The 18,002-nt window shown below is 60.7% G+C and carries 14 protein-coding genes; 10 read left to right on the plus strand and 4 right to left on the minus strand.

The window, feature by feature from the left end; all coding sequences use genetic code 11:
- Positions 1-31 precede the first annotated feature (31 nt).
- The 4 genes from rplJ (at position 32) to rpoC (ending at position 9,691) form a co-directional block, all read left to right on the plus strand.
- Positions 32-550, plus strand: a complete 519-nt coding sequence (gene rplJ / locus G0P99_RS17105; RefSeq protein WP_093034935.1) for a 50S ribosomal protein L10 — start codon at positions 32-34, stop codon at positions 548-550.
- An 81-nt stretch (positions 551-631) separates the two neighbouring features.
- Positions 632-1,009: a 50S ribosomal protein L7/L12 gene (gene rplL, locus G0P99_RS17110; protein WP_164131690.1), complete on the plus strand. Its 378-nt coding sequence runs from the start codon at positions 632-634 to the stop codon at positions 1,007-1,009.
- 250 nt (positions 1,010-1,259) lie between these two features.
- Positions 1,260-5,396 carry a DNA-directed RNA polymerase subunit beta gene (gene rpoB / locus G0P99_RS17115; protein ID WP_164131691.1) on the plus strand — a complete coding sequence of 1,379 codons (4,137 nt, stop codon included), beginning with the start codon at positions 1,260-1,262 and terminating at the stop codon, positions 5,394-5,396.
- Positions 5,397-5,449: 53 nt separating this feature from the next.
- Complete coding sequence (rpoC, locus tag G0P99_RS17120; RefSeq protein WP_164131692.1) at positions 5,450-9,691, plus strand: DNA-directed RNA polymerase subunit beta'; 4,242 nt, start codon at positions 5,450-5,452, stop codon at positions 9,689-9,691.
- A gap of 67 nt (positions 9,692-9,758) precedes the next feature.
- On the opposite strand, the gene G0P99_RS17125 is transcribed toward rpoC, so the two are convergent.
- Complete coding sequence (locus G0P99_RS17125) at positions 9,759-10,274, minus strand: DinB family protein (protein WP_164131693.1); 516 nt, start codon at positions 10,272-10,274, stop codon at positions 9,759-9,761.
- Positions 10,275-10,446: 172 nt separating this feature from the next.
- Here G0P99_RS17125 and G0P99_RS17130 point away from each other — a divergent pair, with 172 nt between their 5' ends.
- The 3 genes from G0P99_RS17130 (at position 10,447) to G0P99_RS17140 (ending at position 12,890) form a co-directional block, all read left to right on the plus strand.
- A complete protein-coding gene (locus G0P99_RS17130; protein WP_164131694.1) occupies positions 10,447-10,686 on the plus strand; it encodes a hypothetical protein in 240 nt (79 codons plus the stop codon).
- Between the two features lie 51 nt (positions 10,687-10,737).
- On the plus strand, positions 10,738-11,907 hold the full coding sequence (locus G0P99_RS17135) for an MFS transporter (RefSeq protein ID WP_239059845.1): 1,170 nt from the start codon (positions 10,738-10,740) through the stop codon (positions 11,905-11,907).
- A 113-nt stretch (positions 11,908-12,020) separates the two neighbouring features.
- Entirely contained in the window at positions 12,021-12,890 is an 870-nt protein-coding gene (locus G0P99_RS17140) for a DMT family transporter (protein WP_164131695.1), read from the plus strand.
- On the opposite strand, the gene G0P99_RS17145 is transcribed toward G0P99_RS17140, so the two are convergent.
- Positions 12,870-13,688: a putative rhamnosyl transferase gene (locus tag G0P99_RS17145; protein WP_164131713.1), complete on the minus strand. Its 819-nt coding sequence runs from the start codon at positions 13,686-13,688 to the stop codon at positions 12,870-12,872. The two genes, G0P99_RS17140 and G0P99_RS17145, sit on opposite strands and share 21 nt — an antisense overlap.
- Positions 13,689-13,690: 2 nt before the next feature.
- Positions 13,691-14,497: a putative rhamnosyl transferase gene (locus tag G0P99_RS17150; RefSeq protein WP_164131714.1), complete on the minus strand. Its 807-nt coding sequence runs from the start codon at positions 14,495-14,497 to the stop codon at positions 13,691-13,693.
- Positions 14,498-14,842: 345 nt separating this feature from the next.
- On the opposite strand from G0P99_RS17150, the gene rpsL reads away from it, so the two are divergent.
- The 3 genes from rpsL to fusA are packed head-to-tail and all read left to right on the plus strand — an operon-like array spanning position 14,843 to position 17,839.
- Complete coding sequence (gene rpsL, locus G0P99_RS17155) at positions 14,843-15,214, plus strand: 30S ribosomal protein S12 (RefSeq protein WP_093034637.1); 372 nt, start codon at positions 14,843-14,845, stop codon at positions 15,212-15,214.
- Positions 15,215-15,229: 15 nt separating this feature from the next.
- Positions 15,230-15,700, plus strand: a complete 471-nt coding sequence (gene rpsG, locus G0P99_RS17160; protein WP_093034634.1) for a 30S ribosomal protein S7 — start codon at positions 15,230-15,232, stop codon at positions 15,698-15,700.
- 15 nt (positions 15,701-15,715) lie between these two features.
- Positions 15,716-17,839 carry an elongation factor G gene (gene fusA / locus G0P99_RS17165; protein WP_164131696.1) on the plus strand — a complete coding sequence of 708 codons (2,124 nt, stop codon included), beginning with the start codon at positions 15,716-15,718 and terminating at the stop codon, positions 17,837-17,839.
- Here the strand turns inward: fusA and G0P99_RS25070 are convergent.
- Positions 17,821-18,002 (minus strand): hypothetical protein (locus G0P99_RS25070; protein ID WP_203583137.1); only part of this gene is annotated, 182 nt, incomplete at its 5' end. The two genes, fusA and G0P99_RS25070, sit on opposite strands and share 19 nt — an antisense overlap.

The following is an 18,002-nucleotide window of genomic DNA, read 5'->3' on the forward strand; positions in this document are numbered from 1 at the left end:
ACGCCTCAACGTCCCAAACTTGGAGAGAACTGTGGATAGAGCCCAGAAAGAGAAAGTGGTCGAGGAACTCGGCCAGATCTTCGAAAGCTCTGGCGTCGTGGTGGTTGCTCACTACGCCGGTCTGACAGTTGCCGAGATGCAAGACCTGCGCGCCCGTGCACGCGAAGCGGGTGGGTCTGTGCGTGTTGCCAAGAACAGGCTCGCCAAAATCGCCCTTGAGGGAAAGCCGTGTGCAAGCATGGCCGACCTGCTGACGGGTATGACCGTTCTGACCTATTCCGAGGACCCCGTGGCAGCAGCCAAGGTGGCCGAGGGCTTCGCCAAGGATAACAAGAAATTTGAGATCCTCGGCGGTGCAATGGGCGGAGCGGCTCTGGACCGTGCCGGCGTCGAAGCCGTGTCGAAAATGCCGTCGCGCGAAGAGCTTATCGCTCAGATCGTGTCCTGCATTGGCGCACCTGCTTCGAACATCGCTGGCGCGATTGGCGCACCTGCAAGCAACATCGCTGGCATCCTTTCCACCATCATCGAGAAGGCGGAAGCTGCGTAAGCGGTTGGCACTGAATGATCTGCGTGGGGCATGTGCCCCGACGTTGGAACACACACACTGTAAACGGAAAGAGCTGATAAAATGGCTGATCTGAAAGCACTCGCAGAAAGCATCGTGGGTCTGACCCTGCTGGAAGCACAGGAACTGAAAAACATCCTGAAGGACGAATACGGCATCGAGCCCGCAGCTGGCGGCGCCGTGATGGTTGCAGCAGCTGGCGACGCCGGCGGCGCAGCTGCCGAAGAAGAAAAGACCGAATTCGACGTCGTTCTGAAGAACGCCGGCGCTTCGAAAATCAACGTGATCAAAGAAGTTCGCGGCATCACCGGTCTGGGCCTGAAAGAAGCCAAGGACCTGGTCGAAGCCGGCGGCAAGATCAAAGAAGGCATTGCAAAGGCAGAAGCAGAAGAGATCAAGGCAAAGCTGGAAGCAGCTGGCGCCGAGGTCGAACTGGCCTAAGCACTGTTACAGGTGCGTCGCAGACGCATCGTAGTGTTGGCTGGGCCCGGAAAACTCCGGGTCCAGCCGAACCTGTCTTAGAAAGGGCCTCAGGCAGAGGGGCGTTTTCTAAGACGCGGTTCGCGAATCGGGAGGCCGCCACTCGGGACGGTGGCCATGAATTGATCCGAACGTGTCGTCTCGAATGGTCAAGACGCTGGGGCCCGGCGGCGTCCTTGACCGGTGAGAAAATAAAAAGGTGACATCTGACATGGCTCAATCGTTCCTTGGCCAGAAACGTCTTCGCAAGTACTACGGCAAGATCCGCGAAGTGCTGGAAATGCCGAACCTCATCGAGGTCCAGAAATCCTCCTACGACCTGTTCCTGAACTCTGGCGACGGCGCCAAGCCCACCGATGGCGAAGGCATCATGGGCGTGTTCCAGTCGGTCTTTCCGATCAAGGACTTCAACGAGACCAGCGTTCTGGAATTTGTGAAGTACGAGCTGGAAAAGCCGAAGTACGACGTCGAGGAATGCATGCAGCGCGACATGACCTATAGCGCGCCGCTGAAGGTCACCCTGCGCCTGATCGTGTTCGATGTTGACGAGGACACCGGCGGCAAGAGCGTTAAGGACATCAAGGAGCAGGACGTGTTCATGGGCGACATGCCGCTCATGACGCCCAACGGCACGTTCATCGTGAACGGAACCGAGCGGGTGATCGTGTCCCAGATGCACCGTTCGCCGGGCGTGTTCTTTGATCACGACAAGGGCAAGACCCACTCCTCGGGCAAACTGCTGTTCGCCTGCCGCATCATCCCGTATCGCGGCTCGTGGCTGGACTTCGAGTTCGACGCCAAGGACATCGTGTTCGCCCGCATCGACCGTCGCCGCAAACTGCCGGTGACGACGCTGCTTTATGCCCTGGGCCTGGACCAGGAAAGCATCATGGATGCTTATTACAAGACCATTTCCTTCAAGCTGGAGAAGAAGAAAGGCTGGGTCACGCCCTTCTTCCCCGATCGTGTCCGCGGCACCCGCCCGACCTATGATCTGGTCGATGCCGGAACGGGCGAAGTGATTGCCGAGGCCGGCAAGAAAATCACCCCGCGCGCGGTGAAGAAGCTGATCGAGGAAGGTACCGTCAAGAGCCTGCTGGTTCCGTTCGGGCACATCGTTGGCAAGTTTGTTGCCAAGGATATCATCAACGAGGAAACCGGCGCGATCTATGTCGAGGCTGGCGACGAGCTGACCCTGGAATACGACAAGGACGGCGACCTCGTTGGTGGTACCGTCAAGGAACTGCTGGATGCCGGTATCACCGATATCCCGGTTCTGGACATCGACAACATCAACGTCGGCCCCTACATCCGCAACACCATGGCGCAGGACAAGAACATGAACCGGGAAACCGCGCTCATGGACATCTATCGCGTCATGCGTCCGGGTGAGCCGCCCACCGTCGAGGCTGCCTCGGCGTTGTTTGATACCCTGTTCTTTGACAGCGAGCGCTACGACCTGTCGGCCGTTGGCCGGGTCAAGATGAATATGCGTCTCGATCTGGATGCCGCCGACACCCAGCGCACCCTGCGCCGCGAAGACATCATCGCCTGCATCAAGGCGCTGGTTGAACTGCGCGACGGCAAGGGCGACATCGACGATATCGACCACCTCGGCAACCGCCGGGTGCGTTCGGTCGGCGAACTGATGGAAAACCAGTACCGCGTCGGCCTCTTGCGCATGGAGCGCGCGATCAAGGAGCGTATGTCCTCGGTCGAGATCGATACGGTGATGCCGCAGGACCTGATCAACGCAAAACCGGCCGCGGCCGCTGTGCGTGAATTCTTCGGCTCATCGCAGCTCAGCCAGTTCATGGACCAGACCAACCCGCTGTCCGAAGTCACGCACAAGCGTCGTCTCTCGGCGCTTGGACCGGGCGGTCTGACCCGAGAGCGTGCGGGCTTTGAGGTGCGCGACGTACACCCGACCCACTATGGCCGGATGTGCCCGATTGAAACGCCCGAAGGTCCGAACATCGGTCTGATCAACTCGCTGGCCACCTTTGCCCGCGTGAACAAATACGGCTTCATCGAAACCCCGTATCGCGTCGTCAATGACGGGCAGGTCACCGACGAGGTGCACTATATGTCCGCGACCGAGGAAATGCGTCACACTGTGGCGCAGGCCAACGCGACGCTGGACGAGAACGGCAGGTTCGTGAACGAACTGGTCAACACTCGTCAGGCCGGTGACTATACCCTGGCCCCGGTCGAAAACGTGGACCTGATCGACGTGTCGCCGAAACAGCTGGTTTCGGTTGCTGCCTCGCTGATCCCGTTCCTTGAAAACGACGACGCCAACCGCGCTCTTATGGGCTCGAACATGCAGCGTCAGGCTGTTCCGCTCCTGCGGGCCGAGGCGCCGCTGGTCGGTACCGGGATTGAGGCCAAGGTCGCCATCGACTCGGGCGCGGCGATCCAGGCCAAGCGCGCGGGCATCATCGACCAGGTCGATGCGCAGCGGATCGTGATCCGGGCCACCGAGGATCTGGAACTGGGCGATGCGGGCGTCGATATCTACCGTATGCGCAAGTTCCAGCGTTCGAACCAGAACACCTGCATCAACCAGCGTCCGCTGGTCAAGGTGGGTGATATGGTGTCCAAGGGCGAGGTGATCGCAGACGGCCCATCGACCGACATGGGCGAACTGGCGCTCGGCAAGAACGTCGTCGTGGCCTTCATGCCGTGGAACGGTTACAATTACGAGGACTCGATCCTGATCTCCGAGCGCATCGCGCGTGACGACGTCTTTACCTCGATCCATATCGAGGAATTCGAGGTCGCCGCCCGTGACACCAAGCTGGGGCCGGAAGAGATCACCCGCGACATCCCGAACGTCGGCGAGGAAGCCCTGCGCAACCTCGACGAGGCCGGTATCGTCTATATCGGTGCCGAAGTGCAGCCGGGCGACATTCTGGTGGGTAAGATCACCCCCAAGGGCGAAAGCCCGATGACGCCGGAAGAAAAACTGCTGCGCGCCATCTTTGGCGAGAAGGCCTCCGACGTGCGTGACACCTCGCTGCGGGTAAAGCCGGGCGATTACGGCACCGTGGTCGAGGTCCGTGTGTTCAACCGCCACGGCGTCGACAAGGATGAGCGTGCGCTGCAGATCGAGCGCGAGGAAGTTGAACGTCTGGCCCGTGACCGGGACGACGAGTTGGCGATCCTCGACCGCAACATCTATGCGCGTCTGAAGTCGCTGATCATGGGCAAGGTCGCGGTTAAGGGTCCCAAGGGCATCAAGCCGGGTTCCGAGATCACCGAGGACCTGCTGGAAACCCTGACCCGTGGTCAGTGGTGGCAGCTGGCCCTGGAGAACGAGGAAGACGCCAAGATCGTCGAAGCCCTGAACGAGCAGTACGAGCTGCAAAAGCGTGCCCTGGATGCCCGGTTCGAGGACAAGGTCGAAAAGGTCCGCCGTGGCGACGACCTGCCGCCGGGTGTGATGAAGATGGTCAAGGTCTTCATCGCGGTGAAGCGCAAGCTGCAACCGGGCGACAAGATGGCCGGCCGTCACGGCAACAAGGGTGTGATTTCGAAAGTGGTGCCGATGGAGGACATGCCGTTCCTCGCGGATGGTACTCCGGTCGACTTCTGCCTCAACCCGTTGGGTGTGCCGTCGCGGATGAACGTTGGTCAGATTCTGGAAACCCATATGGGCTGGGCCGCACGCGGCCTGGGTCTGCGGATCGACGATGCGCTGCAAGAGTATCGCCGGTCGGGTGACCTGACCCCGGTGCGCGAAGCGATGCGCCACGCCTATGGCGAGGACGTGTACGAAGAGGGAATCTCGGGTCTGGACGCCGACGCGCTGGTCGAAGCCGCGGGCAACGTCACACGCGGTGTGCCGATCGCAACGCCGGTCTTTGACGGGGCGAAAGAGGCTGATGTCAACGACGCTCTGACACGCGCCGGATTCGACACCAGCGGCCAGAGCATCCTGTTCGACGGCCGCACCGGCGAGCAGTTCGCGCGTCCGGTCACCGTGGGCATCAAGTACCTGCTCAAGCTGCACCACCTGGTCGACGACAAGATCCACGCGCGTTCGACCGGACCGTACAGCCTGGTTACCCAGCAGCCGCTGGGCGGCAAGGCGCAGTTCGGTGGTCAGCGCTTCGGGGAGATGGAAGTCTGGGCTCTGGAAGCCTATGGCGCTGCCTATACTCTGCAAGAGATGCTGACGGTGAAGTCGGACGACGTGGCGGGCCGTACCAAGGTCTATGAATCGATCGTCAAGGGCGAGGACAATTTCGAAGCGGGCATTCCCGAGAGCTTTAACGTTCTGGTGAAAGAAGTCCGTGGCCTCGGCCTGAACATGGAACTCCTGGATGCGGAGGTGGACGAGTAAGGGCCGCGCGCCCTTACCCCATCATCCCTTCCGCACGAATTTGAGGAAAACAAATGAACCAGGAACTGACGAACAACCCGTTCAACCCGCTGACGCCGCCGAAGGTCTTTGACGAGATCAAGGTTTCGCTGGCCAGCCCCGAGCGGATCCTCTCGTGGTCCTATGGCGAGATCAAGAAGCCCGAGACCATCAACTATCGCACGTTCAAGCCCGAGCGTGACGGTCTGTTCTGCGCCCGCATCTTTGGCCCGATCAAGGATTATGAATGCCTTTGCGGCAAATACAAGCGCATGAAGTATCGCGGCGTTGTCTGCGAAAAATGCGGTGTGGAAGTCACCCTGCAAAAGGTCCGGCGCGAGCGCATGGGCCATATCGAACTGGCCGCGCCCGTTGCGCATATCTGGTTCCTGAAGTCGCTGCCCAGCCGGATCGGCCTGATGCTGGACATGACCCTGCGGGATCTGGAACGCATCCTCTACTTTGAAAACTACGTGGTCACCGAGCCGGGTCTGACCGATCTCTCCTATGGTCAGCTGATGACCGAAGAAGAGTACATGGATGCCCAGGACCAGTTCGGCATGGACGCCTTCACCGCCAATATCGGCGCCGAGGCGATCCGCGAGATGCTGAGCCAGATCGACCTTGAAGCCGAGGCCGAACAGCTGCGCGCCGACCTGGCCGAAGCCACCGGCGAGCTGAAGCCCAAGAAGATCATCAAGCGCCTGAAGGTTGTGGAAAGCTTCCTCGAGTCGGGCAACCGGCCCGAATGGATGGTGATGACCGTGATCCCGGTCATTCCGCCGGAACTGCGCCCGCTGGTGCCGCTGGACGGTGGCCGCTTTGCGACCTCTGACCTGAACGACCTGTACCGCCGGGTGATCAACCGGAACAACCGTCTGAAGCGCCTGATCGAGCTGCGCGCGCCCGACATCATCGTCCGCAACGAAAAGCGGATGCTGCAAGAGTCGGTCGATGCCCTGTTCGACAACGGCCGTCGCGGCCGCGTGATCACCGGCGCCAACAAGCGTCCGCTGAAATCGCTGTCTGACATGCTCAAGGGCAAGCAGGGCCGGTTCCGTCAGAACCTTCTGGGTAAGCGGGTCGACTTCTCGGGCCGTTCGGTTATCGTGACCGGCCCGGAACTCAAGCTGCACCAGTGCGGCCTGCCCAAGAAGATGGCGCTGGAACTGTTCAAGCCGTTCATCTATTCGCGACTCGAGGCCAAGGGCCTCAGCAGCACCGTCAAACAGGCCAAGAAACTGGTCGAAAAAGAACGTCCCGAGGTTTGGGATATTCTGGACGAGGTGATCCGCGAGCATCCGGTTCTGCTCAACCGTGCGCCGACGCTGCACCGTCTGGGCATCCAGGCGTTCGAGCCGATCCTGATCGAAGGTAAGGCGATCCAGCTGCATCCGCTGGTCTGCTCGGCCTTCAACGCCGACTTTGATGGCGACCAGATGGCCGTGCACGTTCCGCTGAGCCTGGAGGCCCAGCTGGAAGCCCGAGTCCTGATGATGTCGACCAACAACGTTCTGTCGCCCGCCAACGGCGCGCCGATCATCGTGCCGTCGCAGGACATGATCCTGGGTCTCTACTATCTGACCCTGGAACGCGAAGGCATGGTTGGCGAAGGCAAGGTTTTTGGCTCGATTGACGAGGTGCAACACGCACTGGACGCAAAAGAGGTGCATCTGCACACCAAGATCACCGCTCGGATCAAGCAGATCGACGACGAGGGTAACGAGGTCTACAAGCGGGTCGCGACCACGCCGGGTCGCGTGCGCCTGGGCGCGCTCTTGCCGATGAACAACAAGGCTCCGTTCGAACTGGTCAACCGTCTGCTGCGCAAGAAAGAAGTGCAGCAGGTGATCGACACCGTCTACCGCTACTGCGGTCAGAAGGAGTCGGTGATCTTCTGCGACCAGATCATGACGATGGGCTTCCGCGAGGCGTTCAAGGCGGGTATTTCGTTCGGCAAGGACGACATGGTGATACCCGATGACAAATGGGGCATCGTCGAAGACACCCGCGAGCAGGTGAAGGACTTTGAACAGCAGTACATGGACGGCCTGATCACTCAGGGCGAAAAGTACAACAAGGTCGTCGATGCCTGGTCGAAGTGTAACGACCGCGTCACCGAGGCGATGATGAACACCATCTCGTCGGTCAAGAAGGACGAGAATGGCGCCGACAAGGAACCGAACTCGGTCTACATGATGGCCCACTCGGGCGCGCGGGGCTCGGTGACCCAGATGAAGCAGCTGGGCGGCATGCGCGGCCTGATGGCCAAGCCGAACGGCGACATCATCGAGACGCCGATCATCTCGAACTTCAAGGAAGGTCTGACCGTTCTTGAATACTTCAACTCGACCCACGGCGCACGGAAAGGTCTGTCGGACACCGCTCTGAAGACGGCGAACTCGGGTTACCTGACCCGTCGTCTGGTGGACGTGGCGCAGGACTGCATCGTGCGCGAGCCCGATTGCGGCACCGACCGCGGCATCACTGCCGAAGCGGCCGTCAACGACGGTGAAATCGTCGCCTCGCTGGCCGAGCGTATCCTGGGCCGTGTCGCGGCCGACGATATCCTGCGTCCGGGCACGGATGAGGTGATCGTGGCTGCGGGCCAGCTCATCGACGAACGGATGGCGGATGCCATCCACGAAGCCGGTGTGCAGACCTCCCGCGTGCGGTCGCCGCTGACCTGTGAAAGCGAAGAGGGTGTTTGTGCCCAATGCTACGGCCGCGACCTGGCCCGTGGTACCCGGGTGAACATCGGCGAGGCTGTCGGCATCATCGCCGCGCAGTCGATCGGCGAACCGGGGACCCAGCTGACGATGCGGACCTTCCACATCGGCGGTGTTGCCCAGGGTGGCCAGCAGTCCTTCCAGGAAGCCAACCAGGACGGCACCATCACGTTCGAGAACCCGCAGCTTCTGCTGAATGCCGCAGGCGAGAGCCTGGTCATGGGCCGGAACATGAAGATGTTGATCAAGGACGCGCAGGGCGAGGAACGTGCCAGCTTCAAGCTGGGCTATGGTTCCAAGCTGTTCGTCAAGGACGGTGCGACGGTCAAGCGCGGCGACAAGCTGTTCGAGTGGGACCCCTACACCCTGCCGATCATCGCCGAGAAAGCTGGTACCGCGAAATATGTCGACCTCGTTTCGGGCCTTGCGGTGCGCGACGAGACCGACGAAGCGACCGGCATGACCCAGAAGATCGTGATCGACTGGCGCGCGGCCCCGCGTGGCAGCGAGCTGAAGCCCGAGATCATCTTGGTCGGTGAGGACGGAGAGCCGGTGCGCAACGATGCCGGCAACCCCGTACACTACCCGATGTCGGTGGACGCGATCCTGTCGGTCGAAGACAGCCAGACTGTCGAGGCCGGAGACGTCATCGCCCGTATCCCGCGCGAAGGTGCCAAGACCAAGGACATCACCGGGGGTCTGCCTCGCGTGGCGGAACTGTTCGAAGCCCGTCGTCCCAAGGATCACGCGATCATTGCCGAAGCCGATGGCTATGTGCGGTTCGGACGCGACTACAAGAACAAGCGTCGCATCACCATCGAACCGTCGGACGACCGTCTGGAGCCCGTCGAATACATGGTGCCCAAGGGCAAGCACATCCCGGTGCAGGAAGGCGACTTCGTGCAGAAGGGTGACTACATCATGGACGGCAACCCGGCCCCACACGACATCCTGTCGATCCTGGGTGTCGAGGCTCTGGCCAACTACATGGTGAAAGAGGTGCAGGAGGTCTATCGTCTGCAAGGCGTGAAGATCAACGACAAGCACATCGAGGTCATCGTGCGTCAGATGCTGCAAAAGTGGGAGATCACCGACAGCGGCGACACTACCCTGCTGAAAGGCGAACATGTCGACAAGCAGGAGTTCGACGCGGCCAACGAGAAGACCATCGCTCGCGGCGGTCGTGCCGCTTCGGGCGAGCCGATCCTGTTGGGTATCACCAAAGCCTCGTTGCAGACCCGCTCGTTCATCTCGGCGGCCTCCTTCCAGGAGACCACCCGCGTCCTGACCGAGGCTTCGGTTCAGGGCAAGATGGACAAGCTCGTTGGCCTCAAGGAAAACGTCATCGTCGGCCGCCTGATCCCGGCGGGTACCGGTGGCGCGACCCAGCGGGTCCGCCATATCGCGACGCAGCGTGACAACGTGGTGATCACGGCCCGCCGTGAAGAGGCTGAGGCCGCCGCGGCCCTGGCCGCTCCGATCATGGATGCTGACATCATCGACGACGATTTCGACTCGCTGGTCGATACTCCGGAAAGCCGCAACTAACCAAGGCGAACCGGAAACGGAAAACAGAGACCCCCGCGCTTGCGCGGGGGTTCTTCTTTTGCCTGGATCACATTGCGGCGAAGCGTTCAGGCAAGAGAATGATATCGGTATCCTCGGGCATGGCACCGGCCGCCGTCAGCATTGCGTGGATCTGACCCCGGTGATGGGTCTGGTGGTTGAAGAAACCGAGTACCAGTGTCCTGCGTAGCGTGACCTGCTCGCCATTCAGAATGACAGAAGTCCATTTAAGACTGCCTTCAAACCAATCGGGTGTGACCTTGTGCGCCCAATCGAGGATGCTCTGATCCAAGGCAGCGCGCTCGTCCGGGAACTGACTCCAATCCTTGACGGAATTGACCGAGTCCTTGCCACCGACCGTCGGCGGTGGAGTCTGGGCGAACCGGCTCAGCCACAACTGATCGGCCCAATAGAGATGTGACAGGGTTCTGCGGATCGACCCGAAAAACGCCCCCCTGTCCTGTTCAAGCGCGGTTTCGTCCAGGTCGCCGGCCGCCGCCAGCAGGCTTTGGTTTTGCCACATGTTGTATCTGGCCATGGTCAATACATAATGCTTGTCGGGCATGACGGCTCCTTTGTTGCGATTGTCCGGGGGGAGAGCGGCCTGGTGATGCGCTGTTCAGCGCTTGGGCCTGATTGAGCGATTACATAATGGCATCGCACCGGCGCAGCCTAGCATGCTCTGCCTCGGCAGCACAGCCATTGAGGCGGCCAGCGAAATCTGACAACCTCGCCCTATGGCCCACGCGAACAAGGTTCTCCGATCCGTCAACCTGGATGGCGAAACCATCTGCGTCGACGTTTTTGTTCGACCGGACGGATCCTTTGGGTTCGACGAATTCCGCCGCGACCCCGAGGATGGGCACGGCTGGTACAGCATCGGCCACCACGGGACGCGCAGCTATTCCAGCGAGGCGGCGGCTTTGCGTGCCGCTATCGATACAGTCGGTTGGCTGGGCGACGCGCTCGACACCTGAAACCGCCCGAATCCTGTGGCTCTGTCAGAGGGAAGCGGGTAACGCTAGGACATGGTTCGCAGTCCATTCAGTTCCATCGGTTTGATCCTGCTTCTTTGGTGCGCTGGTCTGGGCGCGGCAGGACAGTTTGCCAAGATTGCCGTTCCCTTTGACCTGATCGCGGCGCGTTATCCAGACAGCGGCGCGGGGCTTGGTCTGTTGCTTTCGATGATCAGCTTTGCTGGGATCGTGCTGGGGATGACCGCGGGTATTTTTGTCGCCCGGTACGGGTTCCGGCGGCTGCTGGTGATCGGGTTGATGGTGGGTGCTGGGTGTTCGATCTGGCAATCGACGTTGCCCGAGTTTCCCGTGATGCTGGCCAGCCGAGTTGTCGAGGGTCTGTCGCACCTGTTGATCGTTGTTGCTGCGCCGACCCTGATTGCCCAGGTTGCCAGCGACCGCTTGCGTGGGCCGGCGATGACGCTCTGGAGCACATTCTTTGCCGTGGCGTTCTCAATCGTGGCCTGGCTTGGTCTGCCGCTGGCACAGGTCTTTGGTGTCCAGCTGCTGTTTCTGATTCATGGTGGCGTCATGGCGGCCCTTGCCGCACTGGTCTGGTGGTTCCTGGATGAGGACAATTCACCGGCCGTTCCCGGCGATCACCTGGGTCTTGTCGAGATACTCCAACAGCATCGGGCAGCCTACAGGTCGGCCTTCATCGCCGCTCCGGCCATGGGCTGGCTGTTCTACACACTGACATTTGTGTCGCTGGTGGCGATCCTGCCGGGTTTGCTTCCGCATGGACAGCGTGCGGCGGTGGTCGGGCTTATGCCGGTGGCCAGCATTGGTGTGTCCCTTCTGATCGTGACGCCATTGCTGCGATACTGGCCCGCGGTGCGTATCGTGATGGCCGGGTTTGCGCTGTCTGCTCTGGTGCTTTGCGGCCACTGGCTGGGTTTTCCGCCCGCCGCGACCTGCATCGCGCTGTTCGCCGCGCTGGGGCTGGTGCAGGGGGCGAGTTTCGCCTCGATCCCGCAGTTGAACGCAACGGCCCGCGACAGGGCGCTGGCAAATGGGGCGATGGCCCAGATGGGCAACCTGGGAAACACTCTGGGCACTCCGGTTCTGATGCTTGTTCTGCAACGCGGGGGAACGGGCGGAATGCTGGCGGTGGTGATCCTGTTCTATGTCGTCGGCATTCTCTTGCATATGTGGATGCAGCGGCGGCGCGACCTGAGGTGAACTCTGTCGCGCTATCTTGCCATTTTCCCCATGGCAGGCCAGAACGGGTCTGTTAGCTTGTGAACGAACGCTCGGGCGGCGCCGACGATGGTTCCCTGCGAAGAGGTCGGAACATGTCACCCAATACTCGCGGGGCGTTGTTGATGATGGGCAGCATGGCCGCCTTTACCGTCAACGACGCAATTGTCAAACTGCTGGGCGGCAGCCTTCCATTGTTCCAGATCATCACCCTGCGCGGGGCCTTGACCTCTGTCTGGGTTTTCCTTCTGGCTCGGCATCTGGGGGCGCTGCACCTGAGGTTCGACCACCGCGACCGAGTGCTTGTGGCGATGCGGTGCGTGTCCGAAATCGGGGCCACCTTCTTCTTTTTGACCGCGCTGATGAACATGCCGCTGGCGAATGTCACTGCAGTCTTGCAGGCTTTGCCGCTCACCGTCACCCTGGGGGCGGCCCTGATCTTTGGCGAGCCCGTGGGCTGGCGGCGCATGCTGGCCATCGGTATCGGGTTTTGCGGGATGCTGCTGATCGTTCGGCCGGGACCGGACGGGTTCACGACACACGCCATCTTTGCGCTGCTGGCCGTCACCTGCGTGACCGCGCGCGACCTGATCACGCGTCGGATGTCATCTCATGTTCCGTCCATGGTTGTCACACTGGCGACGGCTCTCACGGTTACCGGTCTTGGTCTTGTGGGATCCCTGACCGTTTCCTGGGTGCCGCTCGACCTGCAATCAGGTCTTCTGGTATTTGGCGCGTCGGTCTTTGTCCTGATCGGATACCTGTGCAGCGTCATGGTGATGCGCGTGGGCGAGGTGGGGTTCATCGCGCCGTTCCGCTACACCAGCCTGGTCTGGGCCTTGGGGCTGGGTTGGCTCATCTTTGGCAATTGGCCCGATCCCGTCACCATGTTGGGCGCGGGACTGGTTGTCGCTACCGGTCTGTTCACCCTGTTCCGCGAACGCTCACGCCGCAGGCGAGGCTGAGAAGATCTCCTTCACCCGCGCATTGTCGACGTTGAACCGGGCCTTGAAATAGGCCTCGGACTCCGGATCTAGCGGCGCATACTCGAATTGTTTTGCCCCCGGTTTGGCGCGCGAGTCGTTGAAGTCGTTATGTCCGCGCAACATCATGTCCTCGCCCGGCACAGTGATGGTCGGCATCGAGGTCCACAGCTTGTGGTGCCCGTGATGCATGATCCCTTCGGTATGGCCCGGGGCGACGATCACGCCCAGTGCAATGGCGCTGTAGGCGAATTGAAACGGGGAAACCTCGATCCCGCGCGTGCCGCAGCGGAACACGTAGCCGGTGTTGAAATCTACCGCCACCGCCGGGTGTCTTTGCCAGAACGCGCGGGTATCCTCGGCCACCTGCCGGTAGCGTTCGATAAAATCACGCGCCATGCCGTCGTCATCGTCGAGCCGGAACTGCAGGCAAGGTGTTTCGATATCCTGCCGGGCCTCGTCCAGCGCGCGCGCCATGGCCGTGCGGTGGCGCAGCGGGGGAAAGGCGCGAATGCGGATCTGGGGAACGTCGCGGGTCAGATCCTGCAAACGGACCAGATAGCGATCCGGGAAACACTCGCCGATGGCGATGACAAAATCGAAGTCGGGGTCGGTCTGCCCGGCGATGGTCGGCAGGGTGATCGCCTCGAACTGGCGGAACCTGTCGTCCATGCGTTCCGGGGCATAGAGATAGGCGCGGCGTTCATCCAAGGTTTCATGCATGATCTTGAAACCACCGTGACCAAGATAGCTAAATCGGCAAAGACCCAGAACCTGCATTGTCATCTCTCCGAAAACACCTGTTTGACGCGCTCTTCCCGCACCGCGAAGCGGGCGGCAAACTCGGCTTTCTGCGCTTCGGTCAATGGCTCCACCGGGACCGGTTTCACCTTTTTCTGGCGCGAGTCGTTATAGCCGTTGTGGGTTCGGACCCACATCGGCGCATCGCTCAGGCTGACCACCGGCATGAACCGGCCAATCCTTTCATGAGCAAAGTTCATTATCGTCAGATGGCATCTGCCCGCCACATACATGCCCAGCGACGCGACATAGAGCGAGCGGACGGTCTCGGTGGCCAAAATACCTTGGGCGCCCAGCTCGGCCACGTAGCCGCGGTTGAAATCCACCGCCACCGTGCGGTTGTCGCGGATCAGTCCGGGACAGTCACGCACAGTCTGGCGCAACCGTTCGATGAAATCGACCGAGATCGCATCGTCGTCGTCGTGGCGAAATTGCAGGCAGGGTTCGGAGGGATCCTTGCGGGCCGCGTTCAGAAGCTCCTTCATCACCTCGCGCTGGGGGCGGGGCGGTTCCGAAACGATGCGAACCTGCGGCATGTCGGCGGTCAGGTCATGCAACCTGTCGTGGTGCAGCTTGGGCAGGCTGTCGCCAATCACGATGATCAGTTCGAAGTTCTGGTCGGTTTGCTCGCGCAGACAGGGCAGGGCGACGGTTTCCATCAACTGGAACCGCTCTTCCATCCGGTGCTCGGCATAAAGATAGGCAATGCGCTCGTCTATGGTTGCATGCTCGACCTGAAACCCACCTAAAGCCGGGTACGAGAACCGGCACAAGCCGATGGCTTGCATGTCCTTGCTGTCCATGAATAAACCTGTAAATACGCGTTGCTCTGACATTGGCAGCCCTCTGCCCGCTTGGCAACATGGGCCGGAGCTGTTGACACTGCTGCCGACTCCCCCTATTACGCGCAACATCTCGGAAACCGGGGACACCCCATATCCGATTTCAAATAGACGTGGTCAAGGTCCGGACAATTTCGTCGTCCCGATCCTCTGAGAACCAACCGCGACGTTCACCTCGGAATGGGAACGCTCGCGGGTTTTGTGTTTGCGTTAGCGCAAGCGCGCAAAGAATGAAGCCGCACGCAGCGCGCGTGCATGACATGTGTGTTGCAAAACGGGGAAGAAACCGGAATGCCAACGATTCAACAGCTGATCCGCAAACCGCGGCAGCCGAAAGTAAAACGCTCGAAGTCCCAGCACCTGGAGCAGTGCCCGCAAAAACGCGGCGTCTGCACCCGCGTGTACACCACCACTCCGAAGAAGCCGAACTCCGCTATGCGGAAAGTTGCCAAGGTTCGCCTGACCAACGGTTTCGAAGTGATCTCCTACATCCCCGGTGAAAGCCACAACCTGCAAGAGCACTCGGTTGTTCTGATCCGTGGCGGCCGTGTAAAAGACCTTCCCGGTGTGCGTTACCACATCCTGCGCGGTGTTCTGGATACCCAGGGCGTCAAAAACCGTAAGCAACGCCGTTCGAAGTACGGCGCGAAGCGTCCGAAGTAAGAAGGAGAGACGAGCATGTCGCGCCGTCACGCTGCAGAGAAACGCGAAGTTCTGCCCGACGCCAAATATGGCGACCGCGTTCTGACCAAGTTCATGAACAACCTGATGATCGACGGCAAGAAGTCGGTCGCAGAAACCATCGTCTACAACGCGCTGACGCGCGTCGAGACCAAGATCAAGCGCGCCCCGGTGGAAGTGTTCCACGAAGCGCTCGACAACGTGAAGCCCTCGGTCGAGGTTCGTTCGCGTCGTGTCGGCGGTGCCACCTATCAGGTGCCGTGCGAAGTGCGCCCCGAGCGTCGTGAGGCCTTGGCGATCCGCTGGCTGATCACCGCCGCCCGCAAGCGCAACGAAAACACCATGGAAGAACGCCTCGCCGGCGAGCTGCTGGACGCTGTCCAGTCGCGCGGGACTGCCGTGAAGAAGCGCGAAGACACCCACAAGATGGCCGAAGCCAACAAGGCCTTCGCCCATTATCGCTGGTAATAGGAGCGAGCAGACATGGCACGCGAATATCCCCTTACGCGATACCGCAACTTCGGTATCATGGCCCACATCGACGCGGGCAAGACCACCACGACCGAGCGTATCCTTTACTACACCGGCAAGTCGCACAAGATCGGCGAAGTCCATGATGGCGCCGCCACCATGGACTGGATGGAGCAGGAACAGGAACGCGGGATCACCATCACCTCGGCCGCCACGACCACGTTCTGGCAGCGCCAGGAAGATCCGACCGCCGAAGGTACCTCGGACACCAAGTACCGCTTCAACATCATCGACACTCCCGGCCACGTTGACTTCACCATCGAAGTCGAGCGTTCGCTGGCGGTTCTCGACGGTGCCGTCTGTCTGCTGGACGCCAACGCCGGCGTCGAGCCGCAGACCGAAACCGTGTGGCGTCAGGCTGACCGCTACAAGGTTCCGCGCATCGTGTTCGTCAACAAGATGGACAAGATCGGCGCTGACTTCTTCAACTGTGTGAAGATGATCAAGGACCGCACCGGCGCGATCCCCGCACCGATCGCCCTGCCGATCGGCGCCGAGGACAAGCTGGAAGGCATCGTCGACCTGATCAAGATGGAAGAGTGGGTCTGGAAGGGTGAAGACCTCGGCGCAAGCTGGGTTCGTCAGCCGATCCGCGAAGACCTTCAGGATGTTGCCGAAGAATGGCGCAACAACTTGATCGAGCTTGCCGTCGAACAGGACGACGAGGCGATGGAAGCCTATCTCGAAGGCAACGAGCCCGACGAAGCAACCCTGCGCAAGCTGATCCGCAAGGGCACCCTGTCGCTCAGCTTCGTTCCGGTTGCTGCCGGTTCGGCGTTCAAGAACAAGGGCGTGCAGCCGCTGCTGAACGCGGTCATCGACTTCCTGCCGTCGCCGCTCGACGTGCCGGCCTATATGGGCTTTGCACCGGGCGACGAAAACGAAGAGCGCAACATCGCCCGTTCGGCCGATGACGCGCAGCCCTTCGCGGCACTGGCGTTCAAAATCATGAACGACCCGTTTGTCGGCTCGCTGACCTTTACCCGCATCTACTCGGGCGTCCTCAAGAAGGGCGACCAGATGATCAACTCGACCAAAGGCAAGCGCGAGCGCGTTGGCCGGATGATGATGATGCACGCGATCAACCGCGAGGAGATCGAAGAAGCCTTTGCAGGCGACATCATCGCGCTGGCGGGTCTGAAAGAGACCACCACCGGCGACACCCTGTGTGATCCGTCCAAGCCCGTGGTTCTCGAAACCATGACCTTCCCGGATCCGGTGATCGAGATCGCGGTCGAGCCCAAGACCAAGAACGACCAAGAGAAAATGTCTCAGGGTCTGGCCCGTCTGGCCGCCGAAGACCCGTCCTTCCGCGTCGAAACCGATCTGGAATCGGGTCAAACCATCATGAAGGGCATGGGTGAACTTCACCTCGACATCCTGGTCGACCGTCTGAAGCGCGAATTCAAGGTCGAGGCCAACATCGGTGCGCCCCAGGTGGCCTATCGCGAGACCGTGTCCAAACAGGTGGAACACACCTACACCCACAAGAAACAGTCGGGTGGTTCGGGCCAGTTCGCCGAGGTCAAGCTGGTCATTTCGCCGACCGAGCCGGGCGAAGGCTATTCCTTCGAGTCCAAGATCGTTGGTGGTGCAGTTCCGAAGGAATACATCCCCGGCGTCGAAAAAGGCATCAAGTCGGTGATGGATTCGGGCCCGCTGGCCGGTTTCCCGGTTATCGACTTCAAGGTCGCCCTGATCGACGGCAAGTTCCACGATGTGGACTCCAGCGTTCTGGCCTTCGAAATCGCTGCCCGCATGGGTATGCGCGAAGGCATGAAGAAGGCCGGTGCGAAACTGCTGGAACCGATCATGAAGGTCGAAGTGGTGACTCCGGAAGAATACACCGGTGGCATCATCGGCGACCTGACCTCGCGTCGGGGCCAGGTGTCGGGCCAGGAGAACCGCGGCAACGCGATCGCAATCTCTGCGTTCGTGCCGCTGGCCAATATGTTCGGCTACATCAACACCCTGCGTTCGATGTCGTCGGGCCGCGCCCAGTTCACCATGCAGTTCGATCACTACGATCCGGTGCCGCAGAACATCTCGGAAGAGATTCAGGCGAAATTTGCATAACCCGAGGTGCGTGGGAAACCACGCACCCCGTCCTTCCTGTTGGTGCGCATGATCGCGCGCCGTCTGTAAGAAAAAAGGAGCTTTGCAATGGCAAAGGAAAAGTTCGCGCGTACGAAACCGCACGTCAACATCGGCACGATTGGGCACGTTGACCACGGCAAGA

Source organism: Ruegeria sp. PrR005 (assembly GCF_010500245.1).
Lineage (GTDB): Bacteria > Pseudomonadota > Alphaproteobacteria > Rhodobacterales > Rhodobacteraceae > Ruegeria_B > Ruegeria_B marisflavi.